The sequence below is a fragment of the Streptomyces sp. NPDC058470 genome (genome assembly GCF_042721055.1).
Taxonomy (GTDB): Bacteria; Actinomycetota; Actinomycetes; order Streptomycetales; family Streptomycetaceae; genus Streptomyces.
Genome location: NZ_JBHXMF010000030.1, coordinates 1 through 20,237 on the forward strand (window position 1 = coordinate 1; position 20,237 = coordinate 20,237).

Consider the following 20,237-nt stretch of genomic DNA (forward strand, 5'->3'; position numbering starts at 1 on the left):
GACGGGGCCGACGGGCGGCGGACGGCGGCGGGCGCCGGGCGGCGGGGCGGCGCGGCCGGAGGGCCGGGGCGACGGCGCGGCGACGGGCGGCGTCAGGCGGTGGTGTCCGGCACGGCGGAGAACACGGCCATTTCGAGGGCGTACAGGCGCTCACACTTCGGGCACTGCACTTCTTCGCCCCACTCCGGCATGGCGAACCAGATGCCGCAGGCCTCGCAGTGCACCGAGTACTTCTTGAGTTCTGCCGTCGCGATGTTGGTCTTCAGGGGGAGGCGGACGACAGCCTTGGTCGCGCCGCGGAGCCGGTGCACGAGGAGGCTACGGAGGTTCTCGTCGTCGCGGCCTTCAACAGGCTTCCGCCCGATCCGCATGGACAGGCGGAAGTCGTTCGTGGACAGCAGCGGCATGGTCAACTCCAGGAAGAGGCGTTGGGGGTGGAGGGCGGCTCGAGGACGGTTTCGTCGTCAGGGCGTGGGGAGCGGGGCGACGCGCTCGATGTGGGTGAAGACCCGAGTGGTGTCGAAGTCGAACTTGTCGAAGCCCCGCTCGCCGATGTGCAGGGTGAACTTGTAGGTGCCGGGGGCGACATCGACGACGGTGTACTCGCCGAGCAGCTTCGATCCCGGGGTGCCGCCCTTGGCCTTCCAGTCCTCGAAGTCGGCGATGGAGTACGCCCACAGTTCGGTGGAGATCTCCGCCAGGCATTCCGCTTCCGCCAGGGCTTCCGGCAGATGGGGGACGTCGTTGTCGTCGTACAGCGGAGAGGCGATGACGTAGCTGTTCGCCCCGTCGCGGTACAGGTTGGGGCTGGAGTCGCCCACGGGGGCGAAGGCGCAGCCGATTGCTGCCATCGCCTCGACGACCTGGGCCTGGCCGAGGGCGGAGTTGTAGGAGGCGCCTGCGTCGAAGTCGACGTCGTAGACGTCGCGCAGGTCGTCGGTGACGATCAGCTTCCCTGACGGGACGTTGAGGGTGATCTCCGTGGTGATGCCCATCGGGTAGGCGCACGGGTCCTGTACGTGGACGGTGCCGTCGCGCAGGACGAACCTGGGGCTTTCGTCGCAGGTGGCGCAGCGACGGTGGAGGCCGGTTACGAAGGGGTCCTCGTCGGGCTCGACGAAGACCATCACGTCGGGGCGCTTGGGGAGGAGGGCGTGGCCGTTGAGGTTCAGGGGCGGTTGGTTGGTCGACATGGTGCGGGGCTCCTGGGTGTTGTAGTTCGGGGTGTGGTCGGGAGCGGGCCGGTCAGAGAGCGGCTGCGGTCCCGTGCCAGGAGCTCGGGGTGCGCTCGTCCTGCGAGGTGAGGTGCCAGCGCCGGGCGTCGTACCTGCACCGGTAGACGCGCTTCTCCTCCTCGGCGCCGCGGGTGCTCAGGCGCTCCAGCTGAATGCCGGCCAGCAGGTGCAGGGCGCGCCACTGGGTCGGCTGTGAGCGCTTGCGGCAGCGGCACTTGGTGTCGCGCACGGTCCAGCGGCGAGCGTCGATGGGGAGGCGGTCGGTGGAGATGAACGTCAGGAGTGCGTTGCGCCGGATGCGCAGCCAGTGGGTGCCTCCGTTGTCGACGGACTCGATCGCGTAGAAGCGGGTGACCCACCCCTTCTCCAGCGTGTAGCGCGCGGTAGCCATGGCGGCCGCCCCGCCTCGCATGCTTCCTTCGACGCGTGCTTCGCCGTGATTGCGCTGCCAGGAGACATCCCAACCGCGTCGAGTCATCTCGATTGCGAGGTCTTCGAGTGAGGTGGGGAGCGGGACGTTCACAGAGGTCTCCGGGGTGGTCGTGGTGGTGCGAGGCGCTTGCATCACCTCGCATTCACTAATGTACCTCACAACCCACTCTGAGACAAGTTTTAAGGGTCGTTCAAGGTTTCCGCCGTCGCGCTTCATTGACCCTATTAACTTGCCTTCACCCCACGTATTGAGTACCTTCACACACGTACCGCGGGGCTCATGCCCCGCTCCCACTCGGCAAGGGGTTTGCTCTGACCGCGCTCATTTCGCTCGACGCCCACGGCCACCTGGCCATCCCGAATCTCGCCGCGCGCTACTCCTTCCAGCGCAAGGAGAGCGGCGACACCGAGTGGCGGACCCTGGACCGCTACACGATGCCCGACGGCACCCTCGCGGGCGCGACCGCGGAACTGGCCGGTGCCGTGCTGCTCCACACCGCGGACAGCATCGCCACCGTGCGGGACGACGGCACCCTGACTCTGTACGCCAGCCACGTCCGCTACCGCTTCTCACCGGTCCCCGGCTGGGAACGGATGACCTCTGCCCATGCTCTGGCCAACTGCTACGGCGTCGAGGCGACGCATGCCGGGCGCGGCACCTGGAGCGCGAAGGACGCCCTCAAGAACGTCGCCACGGCGCACGAAGTCTCGATCCTCGCCGCGGATGCCCAGGCGATCGGCAGTGACGTGTCCGTCCACACCACCGGCGTCCTCATCGTCGAGACCCGGGCCGCAGGAATCGCACTCCGGTTGACCCCCCTCCGCGTAGCGAATGAAGCCGCCGCGAAGAGCGTCAGCCGCCGCTGATCTGGCAGGCCGCCCGCCCAGGTGTCACGCTGCCCGCCCACCCTCTGAAGAAGCCCCGAAAACGGCACGCCAGGGCGCATTTTCGCAGGTCAAGGGTGTCACGCTCAGGAGCGTGACACCCACCGTGACAGGGTGCGTGACACCCACCGTGACAGGGCCGGCGGGCGCCTGACGGCCGGGCCTTCCGTGCCGCATGGACCGGCAGGACCAAGCCGATCGAGACGGGGCCAAATGCTCGGGCACGGACCAGACGCGGCTGTGCCTCAGCCCAACGGCAGAGGCACAGCCGCTCGGGGAAGGCTTTGGCTGTCACTATCCGCGGCGGACTCGAACCGCCTCCCTGGCGCGGCCCAGGAGGCCACCATGCCCGCTTCCAGACGGGCGCGCCCCAAGTCAGGTCGCAGCCGCGCGAGCTTCGCCCTGCACCCGGGTCGTCACGTGCTCCGGACCCTGGGGCGAGCAATGGCGTGCCGCGTCCTGCGTACCAAGCTCTACGGGCGCGGCCGCGCCCGACCCCTTGCGCGTGCGACCGCACCCCGGGGGGCGAATGCGACGTACTGGCCCGGGGGCGTCAGGGCGCAGCGGGAGCGGCAGTTGTGCCCCTGCGTCCAGGATTCCTCTCCTCGGGGCCCGGAGCGCCTGGGGCAGGCGAAGCGTCCGTCGGTGGTCCGGCGGCGGGTCATCGCGCCCGTCTTGAGTCGCGGGCAGAGGACGGGGACACCAATCGCCACCCTCCACGCACGACCCTATTAACTTGTCTCATGCCACCCTTGCGCGTACGCTCGCATTCGCTGCATCCAGGCGTTAATGCCGTCTCCGCGGCGACGCACGACGCCTCCGAGCACTTACATCCAGCCCCCTCTTCAAGGAGTGCGCATGCCTGCCGAGACCCCTGCCGCAGCACCTCGGGGAGGACACGGACCCTCCGCCGACGACACCGCTGAGCAGTGCAGCGACCTCATCGCTGGGTACGACGAGGACGGCCCCACCGCCTACGAATGCGGCGCCGTCGTGCGCCGCACCGAGACCGGCTACCGCTGCGAGCGCGGCCACGCATACACCTATGCGGCATACCGCGAGGCCGAAGGATGGGACTACGCCAGCGACCCCGTCGAGGCCGAGCTCCTGTCCCGCGCCGGAGTACTCGGTGCACCTCCCGGCGACGACCGGCCCCGCCCGTAGTCACCCCGCCGCGGCCCCTCGGCCCCGTCTCGCGGGAGCCTCGCCCACCTTCACGCTCCGAAGATCCAGGCACCCACCGGACCGCGATCGGCGCCCGCCTCCCCACCGGGTGCGGTCACCCCTGGAAGCGCCGCCGCCCCCACCGGTCCGTGGGCGATCTGCGCGGCGCCTGCGCCGACTGCGGCGAGCCCCTGCTGCCCCGCGCGAGCAGTTCGACGGGATGGCCGGCGCCACTGTGCCCGCCTGCGTCCACGCGCCGCCCTTTCATAAGCAGCCCGCCCCGGAGAGCGGTGGCGAGTGACCCGCCGACCGATGCGGCACCTTCAGCATGGGCTCACCGTTGACCGGCCGCCGCCCCCACGAGAGAGGGGCGCAACACCTTTGACCTCAACCCCCGATTCGGGTACATTAGTGAACACCGGGGCGGCAAGCAAGGCTCAACCGGCCACCACGAACAACCCCACTCGGGAGAAGTCATGACGCAGAACATCGCCACCACCAACGCCCCCAAGGCCCTCGCTTCGCTCTACGACCACTTCGGCCTCCCGCACACCGACCCGGCGGCCTGGATCGGCGACCACCTCAACGTGGCCGCAGAGGACACCGCCGACGAGCGAGTTCGCGACGGCTACCGGGCGGCGCTCCACCTGTTCACCCGGGGCTACATCGAGCACGCCGCGGCTGTGCTGCGCCTGCTCCCCACCCGCTGAGCGCGACGAGCGGCGGGGCCACACCGGCCCCGCCGGGCCCGCCCGACCCAACTTCGGCGGCACAGCTTGCCGGGGCCTCCGCTCGCGGCCACGGAACGCCGGACCCTTCGGAGCCGACGGCGCGGCGGGACGCTCGGCGCAGAGAAGAGCTGGCGTACAGCGGACACCGCTCGTACCAGACGGCGCGCGACGCCCTGACAACCCCGGACCTGCCTCGGCGGGCCCGTCCCACCGACCCGACCCGCCGCATCCAGGAGTGCCAATGCCCCTCTCGAAGACCCCGACCCAGGTCCGCACCGAGCGCCTCGCGACGATCGCGCGCGCCGTCGACCACCTGAACGCGACCGACGCCGCGACCCTCCGGGCGCAGCTCGCCACGACATCCATTCACGACCACTGGAAGCGTGACCCCGAAGGGCTCGCCACCCTCCTCAGCACCGCCGACCAACCCCGGGACACGTCCATCTTCGGACTGTGGGCCGGAGCGCAGTCCGTACTGCGCGCCGCCGGACTCCCGGCCTGACGCCCGCCCGCGTGGGTCACCCATACCCAAGGTGACCCTTTAAATTTGACTCACACCCCCTTTTCGAGTACATTAGATCTTGTTGGGGCGGGTGAGCAAGCACCCGGACCGGCCACCACGAACCACCGCCGCGAGGAGTGCTCCATGACCGCCATGCTCACTGAGACCCCGTTCCGCCTTCTCGGCACCGAGGTCCTGGAGGTCACCGACTTCGAGCGGATCGAGTGTGGTCAGTGCGGCCAGCTCTCCCCCTACTTCGATGACGACGACGAGGGCACCGACGACGCGCACGACGCCGGATGGCACGTCCTCAACCTGGACGACTGCGGCTGTCCCCACCTGATGTGCCCGGACTGCGCCGACGAATGGTGCGGCGTCCGTGACACCACGCCCCGCCTGCTCGGGATGCGGGTCGTCTGACCCCACCCGCCGGGGCGGCCGACCGGCCGCCCCGGCCCCGCACACCACCAACCTTGAGGAGGAACCCATGGACCAGCGAGCAATCCAGCGCCAGGCCGAGATCCGCACGCTCATCGACAGCGACACGCTCACCCTGGAGCGGGCCAGGGCTGCCCTCCGCGACCTCCTGGACGTGACCGCCACGGCGCAGACCGGGCCCGACGTCACCTCGTACGGCTACGGCATGGACCTTCCCCGCGAGGTGGTCGACGCCGAGTACGCGGCCCGAGAGGCGGTCGGCTACGACCTCGACGAGGCCCTGGTCCGTGCGTTGCGCCCCGCATCCGCGTAGCCGCCCGCGCAACACCCCCCCCTCTCGGACAACGAAAGAAGGACACGAGCATGACGGCGACCATGACCGCGACGGCCTACGGCCCGCACGCGGCCGGCTACCTGGCACTGCGGCTTCCCGCCGGGACCTGGGTGCGGCACGAGGACGACGAGACCCGCCGCATCTGGATCGCGCAGCCCTGCACGTGCACGCTCTGCATGTCCGCGACGCTCCTCGGCGTTCCCGCCACGCACTACGAACTGCGCACCCGTGGCGGCGACGTCGCGCCCCTCGTCCACGTCCGCTACACCTCGGTCGTCCCCCACCTTCACCCCGACGAGCTGTTCCAGACCTACCCGACCGTCCTGCCGCTGCCGCACAGCGCCGTCTGCCTGCGCAAGCTGCTCCGCGCACACTTCCCCGGCGTGCGGTTCTCGGTGCGGACCCGGCGCGGCTGGCGGCTCTCGGTGAGCTGGAGCGGCGGCCCCTCGGACACCGAGGTGGCGACCGTGGCCGCGCCGCTGCTCGCCGACTACTCCACGCCGGGCCGCCGCCGGGCGCGGCCGGTCACCGTCACCCGGTTCGGACGCACGACGTACGGGACTCCCCTCGTGGATGCGATCACCCTGACCCGCCGCTGACGCCCCACCCTTCGCACGACCCCTCAAAGTTGCCTCCGCCCCCTTTTTGGGGTACATTAGTGAATGCCGAAAGGGCGAGGCAAGCGCCCGGACGATCACCACTGATACACCGCCCCCGAGGAGTCGAGATGCAGCTCATCGCCACCACCCCCCGCGCCACCGCCGACCTGTGCGCCTGCGACGACGGAAGCGGCATCGGCGGCTTCTTCGCCCCCGACGACGCGGACGTCCCCTGCGAGGGCTGCGGCGAGCGGGTCCAGATCAACTGCGAGGCGAGCTGCGGGCGCTGCTGCCACGCCTGCCACACCGAGATGCCCTGCTGACCCACTCCTTTCCGGGCGGCCCCGCCGGGGCCGCCCCCACCCCCTCTCGACCAGTCCAGACGGAAGGCAATCCTTGCTCTACGAACGCAGCTTCAGCGCCGCCCACCTCCTCCTCTGGTTCGCCATGGGCGCAGCCTTCGACATCTCCTGGTATCTCGCGGCACACCAGCACGCACCGCTGTGGGCGCGGCTCTGCGCTGCGGGCGCGACCTCGGGCGCGGCCCGTCCGATCGAGGCAGCTCTGGCCCGGCGGCACGCCCGGCGCAGGGCCGGTCGTCCCTGAACCGGATATCCGCACACCCCTTGCGATCCTAATAACTTGCCTGGACTCCCCATTTCGGGTACATTAATGAGTGTCGAGAGCGGGTGAAGCAAGCACCCGCCCCGGACGCCGCGAACACCCCTTACGAGGAGTCGGATTCCTGATGAGCTGCACCGCACAGCACGGCATCGCCCAGTCCTTCCCGCACCGCTGGTGCACCCCGGTCAGCCGCTCGGTCCTCGTGCTGGGCCTGCTGCCCGCCCTGTTCAGCGGCAGCGCCAACATCACGGCGCTCGCCCTCGTCGCGTTCGCCATCCTCGGTCTGCTCATGGTGGTCGGGGCGATGCGTTCCGCCCACCGCGCCCCGAAGCACCACATCCGCCCCGTGCGGGCCACCGTGGCGCTCACCACGGACGTCCTGCTGCTGCTCATCGCGGCCGGACTCGTGATCGGCGCGCAGCTCGGCGGCGGTTCCGGGGCGGTGCTCTTCTCCTCCGGCGGCGTCATCACGATGACGGGCTTCCTCGCCCTGTGCACCGTCCACCACGTTGCGCACCGCCGCTCCCACCGCCGCGCCCGCCGGTACTGAGCCCCGCCCGCCGGGGGCCGGGCGTCCATGCCCGGCCCCCGGCCCCGCGCCCGCCTTCACTTCGACTCCGCCCGGGAGACTCCGCGATGAACGCCGCCCACGGCCACCTGCCCACCCGCGCCTGCCCGCACCGGCAGTGCACCCTCCTGCACCACCTCACTCTGCTCCTGCTGCTGCCGGGCCTGCTGACGGCCGTCATCTACGGCGGCGCGGCGACGGCGGTCTTTCTCGTCCTCCTGGGCGGCATCCAGCTCGGCGTGATCCTGCTGACGTACGCCCTTGACCGCGAGGGCACGCCCCGCCCCTGGGAGCACCGGCTGACCGTGCGCCCGGCGTGGTCAGCCCTCGCGTTCGCCGCCGACTTCCTGGCCCTGCTCGGGGCGCTCGCACTGATGACGGCCCTGGCCGTCGACCGCACGTACGCCGCCGTCCCGCCGCCGACCCCCGGCACGCTTGCCGCGCTCGGCGCCGTGTCGGCGCTGCTCGCCCTGCGCCACGTTGCCCACCGCCGGGCCACGGTCGCGACCGTGGCCGCCGAACCGGTCACCGACGACGAGGACGACTGGATGGGCGAGAGCTTCGTCTGGGAGCCTGGCGACTTGGCCGCGTACAGCAAGTGACCACCGGGCGGAGCGCATCGAGCGCTCCGCCCTTTGCGTTCCCTCTGCCCCTGGGCCCGCCCTGCGTGCCGCCCGTGGCAGGGGGACACCACGTTGGCGCCCGCGGCCGCCGGCTCCGTGCGACGGGGCCGGCGAAGCAGCCGTGCGCCAGCCTGGGTGTCCGGCGTCTGGACCGTGGCCGCCCCGAGAACCGCAGAGATCTCCGGTGCCGCCCGGCCCGACCTCAACGGGGCCTCCGCGATTCCACAGGCGCCCTTTAAGTTTGACGCATGAATTGGTTTTGAGGTACATTAACTAATGAAGAGAGGGGGGAGGCAAGCCCCCCTCCACCACCACGGCCCCGCCACGAAAGGGAGTGACGCCCATGCCCGAGCTCGCCACCACCGCCACTGAGCACTCCACCGACGGCCAAGGGCCGAGCGTGTGGATCCTCGAAGCCGGTGAGGACTACGAGGGCGGCTCGGTAAAGGGCGTCTACACCGACCGGGACCTGGCGGCCGACGACTTCCTCGACCTCGTGCGCGACCTGGCGCGCTACAGCAGCCTCGACGTCGACCGCTCCGGAGAGGACCCGGACACCTGCGACCTGTACGTCCACGGCGGCTGCGACTGGATCAGCCTCACCCGCTACTCCGTCACCACCCGGCGCCAGCTTCGCTGAGCACCCGCGCGCCCGCCCCGCAGCCCCGCCCCCCTTCACCGAGGAGTCCCGACATGCCCGTCACGACCGTCAGCCCCAGCGTCACGACGCCCCCCGTCACGGCCAGCACGCGCCCCGCGCAGCTCTGCCCGCGCTGCGACCGGCACGCGCTGTACGGCACCCTGTGCGCGCACTGCGGCCGCGTGATCATCACGGGACTGGTGATCACGCCGTGCCACCCTCCGGCTTGGTCAGAGGGGTGCTGCCCGGTCTGCTTCACCACCGACCCCGACGTCTGGGAGGTCCACGGCCGGCTGCTGTGCACGGTGTGCGCGGAGGGCCGCAGCCGGTGGGGTGACCGGGTGAAGGCCGCACCGGGGTGGCGTGGGAGCGCGCGCCGCGTGCTGGCCTGGGTCGACGAGCCCGGATCCCCGTCCTGCGCCACGCGGTACGCCGACGAGGCAGGCGACCGGTGAACGCGGACGGGACGCGACCCCCCTCCTCCTGGGATGCGTACAGCGCCGCCATGGCGCAGGCCCTCAAGGACTGCGACCCCGACCGGTACCGGCGCCTGTTCTCCGCCCGGTCCGCGGCGGCGCACGCCGAGGCGGAGGAGCGCCGACGCCGGGCCCTCGGGGGGAGCTGACGGCGGCTGTTGGTGCATCCGCGACCGCTCACACGTTTGACGTACACCCCCCTTTGAGGTACATTAGTAAATGTCAGGGCGATGCAAGCGCCCCGGCGCCACCACGATCCGACCACCCCGGGAGCCGAGAGTGCCGCGCGTCCGCCACACCACCACCGACCTCCACAACGCCCTGCACCAGCTGCTCGACGAGAACCCGCTGCGCGCGGACGAGGGCCACCCCGAGCACCGGCTGTTCGTCTACCACGGCAAGCCCGTCGAGCTGAACGCCACGCTCCTGCACCACTTCGGCGCGAGCATCAACCAGCTCAAGTCCCTGGACGCTGCGCTCTGGTCGGCCGAGAACGACTGGGACAAGGTCAAGCACCCGCTGCGCCGCCGGTACACCGAACTCGCCTGGACCTGCCTGAGCCGCCTCGGAGGCGGCGAAACCGAGGGCGCGTGGGCCAACTCGCACGACTACGCCTTCGGCCCCCGCGAGGCGCACCTCAGCTGGATCGCCCGCGACTACGACCGCACGCTGGACGGCCGCCGCCGCCCGTGGCTCTACGACGCGACCGAGTTCGAGCAGCCCCAGGCCGACCGCGAGCTCCACCCCGGCTGCTCCACGTACCCTGTGCCGCCCGCCGCGCTGCGGCCCTTCGCGCGCCAGGTCTGAGCGGCCTGTGTCACGCTCCCGCCGGAAGGCCGAAAATCCGGCCTTCCGGAGGAGTTTTCCCAGGTCAGAGCTGTCACGCTCAACACCGTGACACCCGGCGTGACACCCCACGTGACAGGGGGCGTGACACCCTCCGCCCCGCCCCTGCGCAACCGCCACGGGCCCCGGCCCGAGTCAACAGGAAAGCAGCCGATGCGCACCGAGCTCACCGACGCCGCCATCGCGGACGGCACCGCCGGCACCGTCCTCCAGGTGCGCCTGGAGGACTGGTTCGAGGTCCAGATCATCACCGGCCACACCAGCCAGTGCAGCCCCCGGCCCGCCTCGCCTCACCCCTCGCGGTGGGACCTTCCCGCGAGCGCGCCCGCCGGCTTCGCGGGACCCTACGACACGCTCCAGGTGGGTCTGGTCCCACCGCTCGGCGCCCCCGAGGGGTGGCCCCAGCCGCTCCCCGCCCACCCGCGCCAAGACCCGTACGACACCACGGCCGCCATCTGGTTCGGGCAGGTCCCGGCCGTCCAGCTCCGCGAGTTGGTCCGCGCTCACGGCGGCGAGAACGCGCACCAGTACCCGAGCGCCGAGGACTGGCCGCAGCCGTACGAGTAGGACGACCCCCTCCCTGCGCGAGGAGCACCGCGCCAGGTGCGCCAGCCGTGCGGGGCCCCGGGATCACTTTCACTTAGGACTTGATCAACGCCCCCCTTTCGGGTACATTAGTGATTGCAGGGACGGCGACGCAAGCGCCCGACCGGCCACCACGAACACCCCGACCGAAGGACGCGCACCATGACCTCCGCCACCGCCCGCCGCCTCAGTGCCGCCTACCTCGCCCTGCGACTGTCCCCGGGCGCGGCGGTCCGCTACATCGGCACCGCGACCCGCCTCCACGGCCGGGCGACGGTCCAGCCCTGCTCCTGCGGCATCTGCGCCGCCGACGTCGTACGCGGCATCCCCGCGACCCGCTACGAACTGCGCACCACCGACGGGAAGCGCACCGGCGTCTCCCACGTGCGCCACACCTCCGTCGTCCCCGAGCCCACCGAGGACGAGCGGATGAACGCGGCGATGCACCTGTCGACCAAGGCCACCGCGGTCTACCTGCGCCAGCTGCTGCGTGCCGCCTTCCCCGGCGTGAAGTTCTCCGTGCGCTGCGGCCCCAAGCGGGCGAAGGAGCGTTACCTGGAGCGCTTCGAGATCACCGTCACCTGGAGCGGCGGCCCGAGCCGCACCGCCGTGGCCACCGTCGCCGCGCCGCTGCTGGCCCAGTACGGCAACCCCGAGGAGTGCCGCCCGGCCTGGGTGTCCGTCACCGTCGACGGCCGCCGCCACCACGGCGAGCCCAGCGCCCTCGCCATCCACCTGAACCACACGACGGCCTGACCGTGCCCGGCCCCGGCCACCCGGCCGGGGCCCTCCTCTGAACGAATGGACCGCCTTGCCCCTCAAGACCACGTCCAAGACCTACCGCGCAGTCGACTACAAGGCCCTCGAGGAATTCATCACCGCGCACTACGGCCGGCCGTACAGCGTCATCCGTGGCCTCGGAGCGCACAACGGCGCACTCCACGCGGTGGAGGTGTCCACGAGTTACGAGCACTGCGACCCGGATGCCGAAGAGGGACGCCGCATCAGCAGCCGCGAGGGCCTGGACCCCGAGGTCGCCGAGGTGCTGGACAGGTGGCGGGCCGGCACTCTCGACTACGACCCGTACGTCGGGAAGCTGCTGCACGACCTCGCGTGCAGCGGACACCTGAAGCCGGGCGAGTACCTGATCAACGTCGCCTGGTAGCCGGACCGCTGTTGCTGCACACCACCGTGCTGCACCAGCTGCGGCGCACAGCACTCCCCGCACTCCGTCCGTGAGCGCGCAGCGGGTCGGGCAGCGCCTCCCGTGCTGCACGGCCCTGCGCGGTTGCTGCCGAGCAGCGCTGCACAGAGTTTCCGCAGATCAGAGCGGCAGCGGTTTGAAGCAGCGGCGGCAGCACGACCTCCCCGTCGCCGGCGCAGCAGACCGCGCACCCCTCCGCTGCACCCCGCCCCGCGCTGCCGCGAGGAACGGGGTGCAGCACGACCACGACGGTCTGGGCAGCGGGCGGATCCGGCGGCCCGCTGCAGAGCAGCGTGCTGCACCCGGCCGCCTATGCAGCATTACCGGCCCGGCGCACCGGCGCGGGGTTGCAGCGCTGCACCGGCTCTCGCGCCTTCATCGCTCTCGCACAGTGCCTTCGGCCGACTCCCGGCGTCGGATCGGTGGCGGACTCGGCCACGGGAGGCGGTCGGACCCGGCGCCGTGTGCTCGACGGCTTCGCGGCTCCGCCGACGCCCGCGCCCGTGCGTGCCCCTTCTCCGCGGCCGGCACGCATGCGCTGCGGTGCCCCTGTCCCCCCGATCCCCGCCGTGCCCGCCGCCCTCTCGGCCCTGGGGCGCAGCTCCGGCCTGACTCCCCTGCGGACATCGGCTTCTCGGCGTCGACAGGCTGTTCCTCACCCTTTCATTGTTGACCCTATTAATTTGACTTAAAGGCGATGGGGAGTAAATTAGTAACCCGTGAGAGGGGGTGCTTTCGCCCTCGATCCGCTCTGCGCCCAGGGGGACACCACCCCCTTCCGGGTTCCGCGCCGGCCCCGCCCACCTGCCCCGAAGGAGTTCCACTTCGTGCCCGTCTCCACCGTCACCGTCCATGCCGACCGCCGCCGCTACACCGCCGAGTTCTCCGCCCTGCCCGGCCGCGTCTTCGGCCCCTGGGACATGACCGAGATGATCCAGGACCTCCGCGTCTCGGCACTCCTCGAACCCCGCGAAGCGCGGGATCTCGTCTTCGACGCGACCGTCGCGGGCTCGGCCACGACCAACACGGGCTGACCAGCGACCCCCCGGCAGCTCGTCCCCCAGCCGGTCCCCGGCCGCAGGGCCGCCGAGCCGGACCGCACCCCGCCACAGCCCGAAGGAGCACATGCACAGCACCGCAGCCAAGGACCTGTACGTCGGGGCCGTCGTCATGAACGACCTTCGCCCGGAGACCGTCGCCGCGCTGGACGGGCAGGGCTCCGATCTGAGCGACGCGGTCCACATCCTCTTCGCGCCGGACGAGCCGCGCCTGCCCGCCCCGCGTATGACAGTCGATCCCAGCCACGTCTTTCGTCTGGCCCGGCTTCACCACGTCGCGTGGATCATCCACTCCCGGCACTGCCGCTCCCGCACCACCACGGACCGGGCGCACATCAGCGTCCCCTACGCGGTGCGCGGTCACTGGGCGTTCACCGAGACGTGGAGCGTCGTGGACCGCCTGGCCGAGGAGCACACGATCACCACGTCGCGGCCGATCGGGCTGGACGCGCTGCCCGGCCCGGGTGAGCCGACTCCGGCGCCGCCCAACCCGGACAGCTCCCGCTTCTACCGGTTCCACGGCCAGGGGCCCACCGTGCTGGCGACCGGCGACGCCGTGCGCGCCGAGCTGTCCCGGCTCGCCGAGATTCACCGGCGTGACCACGGCCGCACCGACTGGGAGATGCTCCAGCGCCTCCCTGGCGAGGGAGACATGCGGGAGTGCCGTCGGTGCACCCGGGCGCCGGATGACCTGACGCCGATGGAGGTGGTCATCGAGCGCACCTACCAGGACGTCACACTCGGCGATCTGCCGCGCGTCTGGGACTACGAACTGGGGCCGGCCATGGCCTATGAGCGGCACCTGTCGATGGGAACCATCTCCCCTTCTCGGCCGCCGCAGGACACCCTCGCGCTCGGCGCCGCCGACCTCGCCGGGTCCGCCGCGGGCGTTGGCGCAGCGCCCAGGTGCCGTGGTGGGGGGTCGCTCGTCGGCCGGACCGTCGGCGCCTCGACGGCGCGGGGAGCACACCCGGTACGGCGCATCTGAAGGCGTCCGCGTCGCAGCGGCGAGGCGCAAAGTGGCCCCGACGCTGCTCGGGTGCAGCAGATCGTGCTGCACCCGGGCAGCGCGCAGCAGACGGTGGCTGGCTCCGGTCGTCCCCGGGCAGCGGGCGCCCGCGCTGCCCGGCGCTGCATCCCGCGTCCGGCCGCGCCGGTGCGTGCAGCGGTATGTGATTACGCAGGTCACAGGCGCAGCAGGGCGCAGCGGCGGGGGCTGCCCGGAGTCGCTGCGGAGGGTGCGGGCTGGTGTGCCGGCCAGGGCGCGGGAGGTCCGGGCGCTGCCCCGCTGCCTCATCTGCAGCGCAGGCGAGGGGCTCTGAACGGTCTGCAGCAACCCCTGAAAGGCGACCCCGTTAGCTTGCGAAGAACCCCCTTTACGAGTACATTGAAGATATCGGGTTCGGTGAAGCAAGCACCGGGCCGGAGACCACGCACACCACCGCTCAGCCGAGGAGCCTGCCCATGGCCGTCATCGACGCCGCGTTCATCCCGGTCATCGTGACCGCTCGCCCGCTCGCCGACTCCCTGGGCTACGCCTACCAGCAGCCGCCGGCCGGGATCGACTCTGCCGGCCTGCGCGTGATCCTCGCCCGGGACGTGCAGCCGGGCGACTGGTACCTCGGCGACTGCGAGCAGCCGACCGCCGCCCGGCACGGGATCTTCTGGGGTGTGCACACCTACGCCGCCTTCGAGGCCATGCCCGTGATGGATGCCGCGGGCGAGTCGCTGGCGCTGGACGGTGAGTCCTTCGTGTGGCGTCCGGACGAGTTCGTCATGGTCATCGCTGCCGCGGCTTTCCCCGCGCCGAGCCCCGCACCGGGTGGCACCGCAGTCGCCCTGGCCCTCTGAGTCATCGGTAGTCGCGGGGGACACCACTTCCCGCCCAGGTCAGTCCAGCCGACCGCCCCTCGGCTCCACCCCCGCATGCAAGGAGCTTCGTGCCCATCCCCCATCTGTCCCCCGGCGACCGCGTCCGCGTCACCGTCTCCGCGACCCTCGTGCGGTCCGGGCCGGGATGCCTCGAGCTCTCGCCCCGCACGTACATCGAGTTCGAATCCGAGGACGACCTGGAGGTCGAGGTCCTCGACGGCCGCTTCCGCCGCGGCGACGTCGCCACCGACGGCACCCGCACCCTCATGCGCACCGTCGTCGTCCGGGACTCCGGCACCGAGGCGTACTGGACGGCCCCGGACGGCTCCGTCGTGCGGGATGCCGAGGTCCCTCCCGGCGCGCTGCGGCTGCTGCTGCGCATCGCCTGACGAAGAAACGCGCGCCCACCGACGGGCCGCCCATACCCACACGAGACGAGGGATCCCCATGACCGCCATGACCGCGCCGGTCGGCGCCTTCAGGATTCCGGCCGCGCTGTACGCGCACGACATCGCCCAGCACTGCCCGTCCGGGGACTACCCGGTCGTCCGGGCTGTCCTGGAGGATGCCAAGCCGGTGGACGGCGGGAGCGCCTACCTCCTGTGCCACCGGCCCGCGCGGGAGACCGGGGCCGGCTACGGCGACGGCTTCAACCTGGGCTTCGAGCTGACCTGTGTGGCAGTCGCCCTGTCCAACCTGGTCTACGAGGTCACCGACGGCCGCAAGACCTGGGACGACTTCGCCGCGGACGGAATCACCGAGGCGGTGGTGCAGGACGCGCGGACCGCTCTCTACGCCGCCCGCGACGCCTGGGACGCGCAGCGCGCCGAGCAGTGCGCCGCGGGGTTCGTGTGCGTCGAGCTGAGCCGCTACTGCACCGACGGCACGATCGCCGTGCGGCTGGTGTGCGCATGCGGCTGCTCCCACGAGCCCCGCCGCATGTTCTACGAGGTGACCCGTTTCCAGGACGCCGAGTCCGACCGGCGCCTTGCCGCCAACCTTGAGCGCTGGGGCATGCGGTTGACCGGCCCCTTCACCGACTTCCAGTACAAGACCAACTGGTTCGGCACCACCCGTCGCGCGCCCGTCGCCCCCGTCGGCAACCCCGTCTGATCACCGGTCGCCGCCGGAGCGGCAGCAGGCACTCCCCTCCCATCTTCCTCATCAGGAGTCACACCTCATGGACACCGAACCTCTCGACGCTTTCCCCTCGTTCCGGCTGCGTCTGGCCGATGGGGGCACGCATGACGTCCTTGGCACCGACGGACGTCCTGTGGGACAGGTCATGGCGGTCGGCGGCGGTCACTTCGCCCGGGTCGGTCCTGACAGGGGGCCGACCCGTCAGAGCCTGCAGGGCGCGGGCGGAGACGCCGTCATGTTCCACATCGCCCACCACGGCCTGCCGGACGAGCCGGCCACCGCGTACTCGGGCGCCCCCGAGGCCCGGGTCGCCGTCAGCCTCGTCCCGCTGCAGCGCCAGGAGCTCATCGACACCACGGCGCGGGCCTTCACCTTCTACGCCCTGCGCCAGCCGCACGTCGCCGCGATCCTCAGCGGACTCGAGATCGTAGGAGCTGAGCGGGACGCCGTGCGCAGCCGCGCCGGATGCCGGCGCGTCGCGCGGCTTCTCCGCCTGGTCCAGGACCCCGCGCAGGCTCTGCTGGACGAGTCGACGGGCGAAACCCGGGAGTGGCTCGCGCTTCCGCTGGCCCGGCTGCTGACGTTCTGCCACCAGGGCCGGGTACGCCTGGAGGTGACCGCCGAGCATCCGCCCGCCGATCTGCAGGGGCGGTACACCGCGCGGCACGGCGCCGATGCGGATCTGGCCACGCTTCACCGCATCTGGCAGGACCTGCGGTCGACAACGCCTTCGCGCGGGGTCGACCGGTCCGGGCTCGACGCGGCCATGGACGCACTTCCCACCGACAAGTTCGCCGGGTCGGCGGGCAGCTGCCGGGCGACGGCCGCGCGGTTGGAGGTGGTCCGGGCCGCTGCCGAGGAGGCCGCCGCGCCGATCGCGGAGCACGGCCAGGGCGAAGCGGTCCTCCTGCTGCGGGAGTTGTCTGCCCTGAGCGCCGAGACCGGGGAGCGGCTGGAGGCCACCGCGCTGGTGCTCGACGACACCGGCCGCCTGGGGACCGTCCGCGAGATCAACGACGCGCTCGGCCACGCCCGCCTCGGCGTGCCGGCCGGGAGCGGCGAGCAGTCCGTCCGCATGGGCTCCACGGAGCTCGGACCGGTGCGCCGCGGCGCCGACGGGCGGTGGACGGGGCCGGGCATCGCGGAGCCGTTCCACTCCCCCGAGGGCGCGGCCGCGGCGCTGATCCTCGCGCACCTCGCACGGGAGGAATCGTTGCGTCAGAACCGCACTCTCTAGCCGCTCTGCCCCGTCTGACGCAGGACCGCTCGGGCCCGCCCAACCCTGTCGACCCTAATAATTTGTCATTATTAACCTTTACGGGTACATTAATGGTCTCGGGGGTCCCGGTCCCCCACCCATCTCCAGGAGGCACAGCGCATGAGCGCCAGCGAGTCGCAGAACCCGCAGACCCAGGCCCGTCTCGACCGCGTCCGCACGGCGTGCCGGAAGCTCATCGAGGAGAAGGCGTCCGCTCTGGAGATCACTCACGACCAGTACACCGACCGCTTCGGCCTCATGCCGGACATGCTCCTGCGGGCATTGTGGAGCGGCCTCGGCGAGGGCAGTCACCTCGTGACCATGCATCTCCAGCACGAGGGCGAGCTGGGCGAGGAGCCGCTGTTCGCCCGGGTGATGGTGACGGACGGAACGAAGGTCACCGCCGAGGACGACCTGATGCGCTACGTGGCCACCGCCTCGCGCACGCTGGAACTCGGCGCAGCCGTCACCGTGCACACCAGGAACGACGACGGGTCTTTCCTGCTCAGGGCCTGGGTGGTGGACGGCGGGAGGCTCGAACCGCTGACCTGGCAGGAGGCGTCCGAGATGTCGTCCATCTACGACGGGCCGGCGGAGGACTACGCGGACGCGTTCGAGCCGGAGCTCCATCTGCACCGCGTCGCCTCAGTGAGGCTCGTCGCCGGCAAGTGAACCCCTGCGGGCCCGCACCCACTTCACCGGCCCCGCCGCCCCACGGGGCCGACCATCCCGCACCCCGAACCGCTGAGGAGCACCGTGACCCCGCCCGTCCTGCCGCTGGTCCTGACCGCTTCCGGCATCGCCGCATCCATCACCCCTGCCGAAGCGTGGGACCAGTTGAAGCGCATCTGGCACCCTGAGCCGTTCACCTTCGAAGCGGCCGCCCTGGGCGATGACATCGTCTCGGCCTCCTGGGTGCGCCGATTCCCCGAATGCGGCTGCACGGCCCAGGTCTTGGCCGACAACGGGCTCATCCTCGACCCGTACAGCCTCACGACGACCGCCTACACCCCCGAGGGGCAGTGGTCGTACAACGGCCAGTTCGAGCAGGACTACTACGTCAACGCCCAGTACTACGACTGGGACGAGCCCGACGCCTTCCGCACCCTTCGCGAGGCGGAGGACGCGGCCCGCGCCCAGCACCTTGACGTGTGCAGCGAGTACCAGCTCCACGCCGGCCCCTGCGAGGGCTGCGGCGTCCCCGCTGTCGAGCACGTGTCGGATCACTCGGGCATCGCCGACCGCTCCGAGCAGGCGTGCGAGACGTACCGCCGCGACTACACGTTCGGGATCCCGCCCACGCCTGGCCTGCACACCCACAACCGTCCGGACTTCCCGTTCGTCGGCATGAGCGTGCCGGAGCTGTGCGCCCACATCGACGTCGCCGTCGCGAAGGGGTACCCGATCACCGCCGAGGAGCAGCGGACGCTCCAGGCGGCCCACGGCCTGCGGCTCGGGGACGGCGTGGACTACAAGACCCTCGACGCCCACGTGCGCACGCTCGCGCAGGGCTGCGAGAGCCACCTCCGCGTACTCGGCGGCATGACCTCACAGAGCGCAGCCGCCCGGTAGAACAGTCCAGGTGACAGGGGACCGTCGCCCGGAGCAGCCGCCGTCGTGACGGAGCCGATCCGCGGTCCTGGCGATGGTCCTGACGGTTGGCGCGAAAGCGCGTACCGCCCGGGACTGGCCGTTCACCACCTCACCTCGACGCCGTCGACCCTCTCATCTTGACTCATCCCCCCTTATGGAGTACATTAGTGAATAGCTGTTCGGGCGATGCAAGCGCCGGGGCAGCGCGCCACGACCCCGCGCCGACACAAGGAGCTCTGCCCCATGGGACACGCCAACTACTTCGCTTACACGCCCCAGGCGGAGAACTTCCGGTCCATCTGGCTGCAGCTGCGCCTGGACGCGGCGGCCATCCTGGACCTGGTCGAGCAGACCCAGAACATCGCGCTCGCGGGCGGCGCGGGCACCGGGGTGCCGCGGATCGACGAGGACGCCATCGTCTTCAACGGCCTGGTGGCGGCGGACGAGGACTACGAGACCTTCGCCATCGAGCTGGACCCGCAGTTCCAGGACGAGCGGGGCTTCACCTACTCGTTCTGCAAGACCGGCAACGTGCGGCCCAAGCCGTACGACATGGCGGTCACCGCAGTCATGCTGCGGGCCCACACGCTCGCCCCGGACTGCTTCGCGATCGACAGCGACGGCGACTGGGACGAGCAGTGGGTCCACGCCCGCGCGATCCACCGGATGCTGTTCAGCGCCGACCCCGGCATGGAGAGCCCGTTCACCTCGTCCGTCCACACGATCGGCCCGGCCGCAGCGCGCTTGTGACGGTCCGGGCGGGTGTTGCGGGTCCTGCAACACCCGCCCCGCCGCCGGACTCAGCCGTTGAACTGCGACCACAGAGGTGTGACCGTGTCCGTTACCTTTACCGCTGACTACCGGCCGGCCAGCCGCTTCGCCGCCAGCTGCGGCTGCCTGCGGGCCACTGAGCTCGCCACGCCCCACCGTACGTACGAGGCGGCCCTGGCCGAGGTCCTCGCCGCACCCCAGGAGCGGGACGCGCTGCCCGGCTGCGAGATGCCCGACATCTGCCCGCAGTACCCGTTGAGGGTGCACGACGTCGACCCCGACGGGGACATTCCGGAGGTGAACGTCAGCGCGCACAACGCGGTACGCCTGGCGGACCTGCTCGGCTTCGCGGCCGTGGAGCCCGCCGGCGCCGCTGCGGCGCTTGGCACCACCCGGCGCGAGGGGGACACCACCTCGGCCACCGGCACCGATTCGGCGGCGGGTGATGCGGGCCAGATCCCCGCCGCGGCCTTCCTCGGCCGGGTCCTGCTCGCCCTCGCCCTGACCCCCGAGGACGCGGGCGTCGACGGCTACTGGAGCGGCCGCGTGCACCAGGGCGGCCGGAGTGCCGGCTACCTGCAGCGGCGTCTGCTCGAGCTGCACGACCTCGCCCAGTGGTGCGCCTCGCGCGGCCGCGACGTGGTCTGGGGCTGACCGGC

General features: G+C 71.4%; 30 protein-coding genes. 27 read left to right on the forward strand and 3 right to left on the reverse strand.

The window, feature by feature from the left end; genetic code table 11:
- Positions 1-92 precede the first annotated feature (92 nt).
- The 3 genes from ACFWP7_RS22175 to ACFWP7_RS22185 are packed head-to-tail and all read right to left on the reverse strand — an operon-like array spanning position 93 to position 1,647.
- Positions 93-407: a hypothetical protein gene (locus tag ACFWP7_RS22175; protein WP_384383409.1), complete on the reverse strand. Its 315-nt coding sequence runs from the start codon at positions 405-407 to the stop codon at positions 93-95.
- 57 nt (positions 408-464) lie between these two features.
- A complete protein-coding gene (locus tag ACFWP7_RS22180; RefSeq protein ID WP_384383412.1) occupies positions 465-1,193 on the reverse strand; it encodes a hypothetical protein in 729 nt (242 codons plus the stop codon).
- A gap of 52 nt (positions 1,194-1,245) precedes the next feature.
- On the reverse strand, positions 1,246-1,647 hold the full coding sequence (locus ACFWP7_RS22185; protein ID WP_384383415.1) for a hypothetical protein: 402 nt from the start codon (positions 1,645-1,647) through the stop codon (positions 1,246-1,248).
- A 455-nt stretch (positions 1,648-2,102) separates the two neighbouring features.
- Between ACFWP7_RS22185 and ACFWP7_RS22190 the strand changes: the two genes are divergently transcribed.
- The 27 genes from ACFWP7_RS22190 to ACFWP7_RS22320 all read left to right on the forward strand — a co-directional run bounded on the left by ACFWP7_RS22190 (position 2,103) and on the right by ACFWP7_RS22320 (position 20,232).
- Complete coding sequence (locus ACFWP7_RS22190) at positions 2,103-2,534, forward strand: hypothetical protein (RefSeq protein WP_384383418.1); 432 nt, start codon at positions 2,103-2,105, stop codon at positions 2,532-2,534.
- An 876-nt stretch (positions 2,535-3,410) separates the two neighbouring features.
- Positions 3,411-3,716 (forward strand): hypothetical protein, encoded by a 306-nt coding sequence (locus ACFWP7_RS22195; protein ID WP_384383420.1) that lies wholly within the window; start codon positions 3,411-3,413, stop codon positions 3,714-3,716.
- A 476-nt stretch (positions 3,717-4,192) separates the two neighbouring features.
- Positions 4,193-4,426 carry a hypothetical protein gene (locus tag ACFWP7_RS22200; protein ID WP_384383423.1) on the forward strand — a complete coding sequence of 78 codons (234 nt, stop codon included), beginning with the start codon at positions 4,193-4,195 and terminating at the stop codon, positions 4,424-4,426.
- Between the two features lie 262 nt (positions 4,427-4,688).
- The gene (locus tag ACFWP7_RS22205) at positions 4,689-4,949 is read left to right on the forward strand and encodes a hypothetical protein (protein WP_384383426.1); all 261 of its coding nucleotides are present in this window, start codon (positions 4,689-4,691) and stop codon (positions 4,947-4,949) included.
- Positions 4,950-5,093: 144 nt separating this feature from the next.
- Positions 5,094-5,369 carry a hypothetical protein gene (locus ACFWP7_RS22210; protein ID WP_384383429.1) on the forward strand — a complete coding sequence of 92 codons (276 nt, stop codon included), beginning with the start codon at positions 5,094-5,096 and terminating at the stop codon, positions 5,367-5,369.
- Between the two features lie 67 nt (positions 5,370-5,436).
- Positions 5,437-5,700, forward strand: coding sequence for a hypothetical protein (locus ACFWP7_RS22215; RefSeq protein WP_384383432.1), 264 nt, complete (start codon positions 5,437-5,439; stop codon positions 5,698-5,700).
- A 50-nt stretch (positions 5,701-5,750) separates the two neighbouring features.
- Complete coding sequence (locus ACFWP7_RS22220; RefSeq protein ID WP_384383434.1) at positions 5,751-6,320, forward strand: LPD29 domain-containing protein; 570 nt, start codon at positions 5,751-5,753, stop codon at positions 6,318-6,320.
- A 128-nt stretch (positions 6,321-6,448) separates the two neighbouring features.
- Positions 6,449-6,643: a hypothetical protein gene (locus ACFWP7_RS22225; protein ID WP_384383438.1), complete on the forward strand. Its 195-nt coding sequence runs from the start codon at positions 6,449-6,451 to the stop codon at positions 6,641-6,643.
- Between the two features lie 73 nt (positions 6,644-6,716).
- A complete protein-coding gene (locus ACFWP7_RS22230; RefSeq protein ID WP_384383441.1) occupies positions 6,717-6,926 on the forward strand; it encodes a hypothetical protein in 210 nt (69 codons plus the stop codon).
- Positions 6,927-7,068: 142 nt separating this feature from the next.
- Positions 7,069-7,494: a hypothetical protein gene (locus tag ACFWP7_RS22235; RefSeq protein ID WP_384383444.1), complete on the forward strand. Its 426-nt coding sequence runs from the start codon at positions 7,069-7,071 to the stop codon at positions 7,492-7,494.
- 86 nt (positions 7,495-7,580) lie between these two features.
- Positions 7,581-8,114, forward strand: a complete 534-nt coding sequence (locus ACFWP7_RS22240) for a hypothetical protein (RefSeq protein WP_384383447.1) — start codon at positions 7,581-7,583, stop codon at positions 8,112-8,114.
- A 364-nt stretch (positions 8,115-8,478) separates the two neighbouring features.
- Positions 8,479-8,775 carry a hypothetical protein gene (locus ACFWP7_RS22245; RefSeq protein ID WP_384383450.1) on the forward strand — a complete coding sequence of 99 codons (297 nt, stop codon included), beginning with the start codon at positions 8,479-8,481 and terminating at the stop codon, positions 8,773-8,775.
- Positions 8,776-8,828: 53 nt separating this feature from the next.
- Complete coding sequence (locus ACFWP7_RS22250; protein WP_384383453.1) at positions 8,829-9,230, forward strand: hypothetical protein; 402 nt, start codon at positions 8,829-8,831, stop codon at positions 9,228-9,230.
- A 300-nt stretch (positions 9,231-9,530) separates the two neighbouring features.
- Positions 9,531-10,058 carry a hypothetical protein gene (locus ACFWP7_RS22255; protein WP_384383455.1) on the forward strand — a complete coding sequence of 176 codons (528 nt, stop codon included), beginning with the start codon at positions 9,531-9,533 and terminating at the stop codon, positions 10,056-10,058.
- 192 nt (positions 10,059-10,250) lie between these two features.
- The gene (locus ACFWP7_RS22260) at positions 10,251-10,664 is read left to right on the forward strand and encodes a hypothetical protein (RefSeq protein WP_384383458.1); all 414 of its coding nucleotides are present in this window, start codon (positions 10,251-10,253) and stop codon (positions 10,662-10,664) included.
- 180 nt (positions 10,665-10,844) lie between these two features.
- Positions 10,845-11,438 carry an LPD29 domain-containing protein gene (locus ACFWP7_RS22265; RefSeq protein ID WP_384383460.1) on the forward strand — a complete coding sequence of 198 codons (594 nt, stop codon included), beginning with the start codon at positions 10,845-10,847 and terminating at the stop codon, positions 11,436-11,438.
- Between the two features lie 55 nt (positions 11,439-11,493).
- Positions 11,494-11,847 (forward strand): hypothetical protein, encoded by a 354-nt coding sequence (locus tag ACFWP7_RS22270; RefSeq protein WP_384383463.1) that lies wholly within the window; start codon positions 11,494-11,496, stop codon positions 11,845-11,847.
- Between the two features lie 866 nt (positions 11,848-12,713).
- Positions 12,714-12,920, forward strand: coding sequence for a hypothetical protein (locus ACFWP7_RS22275; protein ID WP_384383466.1), 207 nt, complete (start codon positions 12,714-12,716; stop codon positions 12,918-12,920).
- A gap of 91 nt (positions 12,921-13,011) precedes the next feature.
- Positions 13,012-13,932, forward strand: a complete 921-nt coding sequence (locus ACFWP7_RS22280) for a hypothetical protein (protein ID WP_384383469.1) — start codon at positions 13,012-13,014, stop codon at positions 13,930-13,932.
- 476 nt (positions 13,933-14,408) lie between these two features.
- Positions 14,409-14,795 (forward strand): hypothetical protein, encoded by a 387-nt coding sequence (locus tag ACFWP7_RS22285; RefSeq protein WP_384383472.1) that lies wholly within the window; start codon positions 14,409-14,411, stop codon positions 14,793-14,795.
- Positions 14,796-14,884: 89 nt separating this feature from the next.
- Positions 14,885-15,205 (forward strand): hypothetical protein, encoded by a 321-nt coding sequence (locus tag ACFWP7_RS22290; protein ID WP_384383475.1) that lies wholly within the window; start codon positions 14,885-14,887, stop codon positions 15,203-15,205.
- 58 nt (positions 15,206-15,263) lie between these two features.
- Positions 15,264-15,929: a hypothetical protein gene (locus tag ACFWP7_RS22295; protein ID WP_384383478.1), complete on the forward strand. Its 666-nt coding sequence runs from the start codon at positions 15,264-15,266 to the stop codon at positions 15,927-15,929.
- A gap of 67 nt (positions 15,930-15,996) precedes the next feature.
- A complete protein-coding gene (locus tag ACFWP7_RS22300) occupies positions 15,997-17,193 on the forward strand; it encodes a hypothetical protein (protein ID WP_384383481.1) in 1,197 nt (398 codons plus the stop codon).
- Positions 17,194-17,334: 141 nt separating this feature from the next.
- Positions 17,335-17,886, forward strand: coding sequence for a hypothetical protein (locus tag ACFWP7_RS22305; protein WP_384383483.1), 552 nt, complete (start codon positions 17,335-17,337; stop codon positions 17,884-17,886).
- Positions 17,887-17,970: 84 nt separating this feature from the next.
- Positions 17,971-18,786 carry a hypothetical protein gene (locus tag ACFWP7_RS22310; RefSeq protein WP_384383486.1) on the forward strand — a complete coding sequence of 272 codons (816 nt, stop codon included), beginning with the start codon at positions 17,971-17,973 and terminating at the stop codon, positions 18,784-18,786.
- A gap of 264 nt (positions 18,787-19,050) precedes the next feature.
- Positions 19,051-19,557: a hypothetical protein gene (locus ACFWP7_RS22315; RefSeq protein WP_384383489.1), complete on the forward strand. Its 507-nt coding sequence runs from the start codon at positions 19,051-19,053 to the stop codon at positions 19,555-19,557.
- 84 nt (positions 19,558-19,641) lie between these two features.
- Positions 19,642-20,232 (forward strand): hypothetical protein, encoded by a 591-nt coding sequence (locus ACFWP7_RS22320; RefSeq protein WP_384383491.1) that lies wholly within the window; start codon positions 19,642-19,644, stop codon positions 20,230-20,232.
- Positions 20,233-20,237: the final 5 nt, after the last annotated feature.

Bases quoted from the DNA above. Each gene is read 5' to 3' on its own strand.
- ACFWP7_RS22295 (WP_384383478.1), top strand. From the start codon at position 15,264: ATGACCGCCATGACCGCGCCGGTCGGCGCCTTCAGGATTCCGGCCGCG.
- ACFWP7_RS22305 (WP_384383483.1), top strand. From the start codon at position 17,335: ATGAGCGCCAGCGAGTCGCAGAACCCGCAGACCCAGGCCCGTCTCGAC.
- ACFWP7_RS22205 (WP_384383426.1), top strand. From the start codon at position 4,689: ATGCCCCTCTCGAAGACCCCGACCCAGGTCCGCACCGAGCGCCTCGCG.
- ACFWP7_RS22185 (WP_384383415.1), bottom strand. From the start codon at position 1,647: ATGCGAGGCGGGGCGGCCGCCATGGCTACCGCGCGCTACACGCTGGAG.
- ACFWP7_RS22210 (WP_384383429.1), top strand. From the start codon at position 5,094: ATGACCGCCATGCTCACTGAGACCCCGTTCCGCCTTCTCGGCACCGAG.
- ACFWP7_RS22315 (WP_384383489.1), top strand. From the start codon at position 19,051: ATGGGACACGCCAACTACTTCGCTTACACGCCCCAGGCGGAGAACTTC.
- ACFWP7_RS22265 (WP_384383460.1), top strand. From the start codon at position 10,845: ATGACCTCCGCCACCGCCCGCCGCCTCAGTGCCGCCTACCTCGCCCTG.
- ACFWP7_RS22300 (WP_384383481.1), top strand. From the start codon at position 15,997: ATGGACACCGAACCTCTCGACGCTTTCCCCTCGTTCCGGCTGCGTCTG.
- ACFWP7_RS22190 (WP_384383418.1), top strand. From the start codon at position 2,103: ATGCCCGACGGCACCCTCGCGGGCGCGACCGCGGAACTGGCCGGTGCC.
- ACFWP7_RS22235 (WP_384383444.1), top strand. From the start codon at position 7,069: ATGAGCTGCACCGCACAGCACGGCATCGCCCAGTCCTTCCCGCACCGC.
- ACFWP7_RS22175 (WP_384383409.1), bottom strand. From the start codon at position 407: ATGCCGCTGCTGTCCACGAACGACTTCCGCCTGTCCATGCGGATCGGG.
- ACFWP7_RS22280 (WP_384383469.1), top strand. From the start codon at position 13,012: ATGCACAGCACCGCAGCCAAGGACCTGTACGTCGGGGCCGTCGTCATG.
- ACFWP7_RS22245 (WP_384383450.1), top strand. From the start codon at position 8,479: ATGCCCGAGCTCGCCACCACCGCCACTGAGCACTCCACCGACGGCCAA.
- ACFWP7_RS22225 (WP_384383438.1), top strand. From the start codon at position 6,449: ATGCAGCTCATCGCCACCACCCCCCGCGCCACCGCCGACCTGTGCGCC.
- ACFWP7_RS22240 (WP_384383447.1), top strand. From the start codon at position 7,581: ATGAACGCCGCCCACGGCCACCTGCCCACCCGCGCCTGCCCGCACCGG.
- ACFWP7_RS22195 (WP_384383420.1), top strand. From the start codon at position 3,411: ATGCCTGCCGAGACCCCTGCCGCAGCACCTCGGGGAGGACACGGACCC.
- ACFWP7_RS22260 (WP_384383458.1), top strand. From the start codon at position 10,251: ATGCGCACCGAGCTCACCGACGCCGCCATCGCGGACGGCACCGCCGGC.
- ACFWP7_RS22250 (WP_384383453.1), top strand. From the start codon at position 8,829: ATGCCCGTCACGACCGTCAGCCCCAGCGTCACGACGCCCCCCGTCACG.
- ACFWP7_RS22200 (WP_384383423.1), top strand. From the start codon at position 4,193: ATGACGCAGAACATCGCCACCACCAACGCCCCCAAGGCCCTCGCTTCG.
- ACFWP7_RS22285 (WP_384383472.1), top strand. From the start codon at position 14,409: ATGGCCGTCATCGACGCCGCGTTCATCCCGGTCATCGTGACCGCTCGC.
- ACFWP7_RS22215 (WP_384383432.1), top strand. From the start codon at position 5,437: ATGGACCAGCGAGCAATCCAGCGCCAGGCCGAGATCCGCACGCTCATC.
- ACFWP7_RS22180 (WP_384383412.1), bottom strand. From the start codon at position 1,193: ATGTCGACCAACCAACCGCCCCTGAACCTCAACGGCCACGCCCTCCTC.
- ACFWP7_RS22220 (WP_384383434.1), top strand. From the start codon at position 5,751: ATGACGGCGACCATGACCGCGACGGCCTACGGCCCGCACGCGGCCGGC.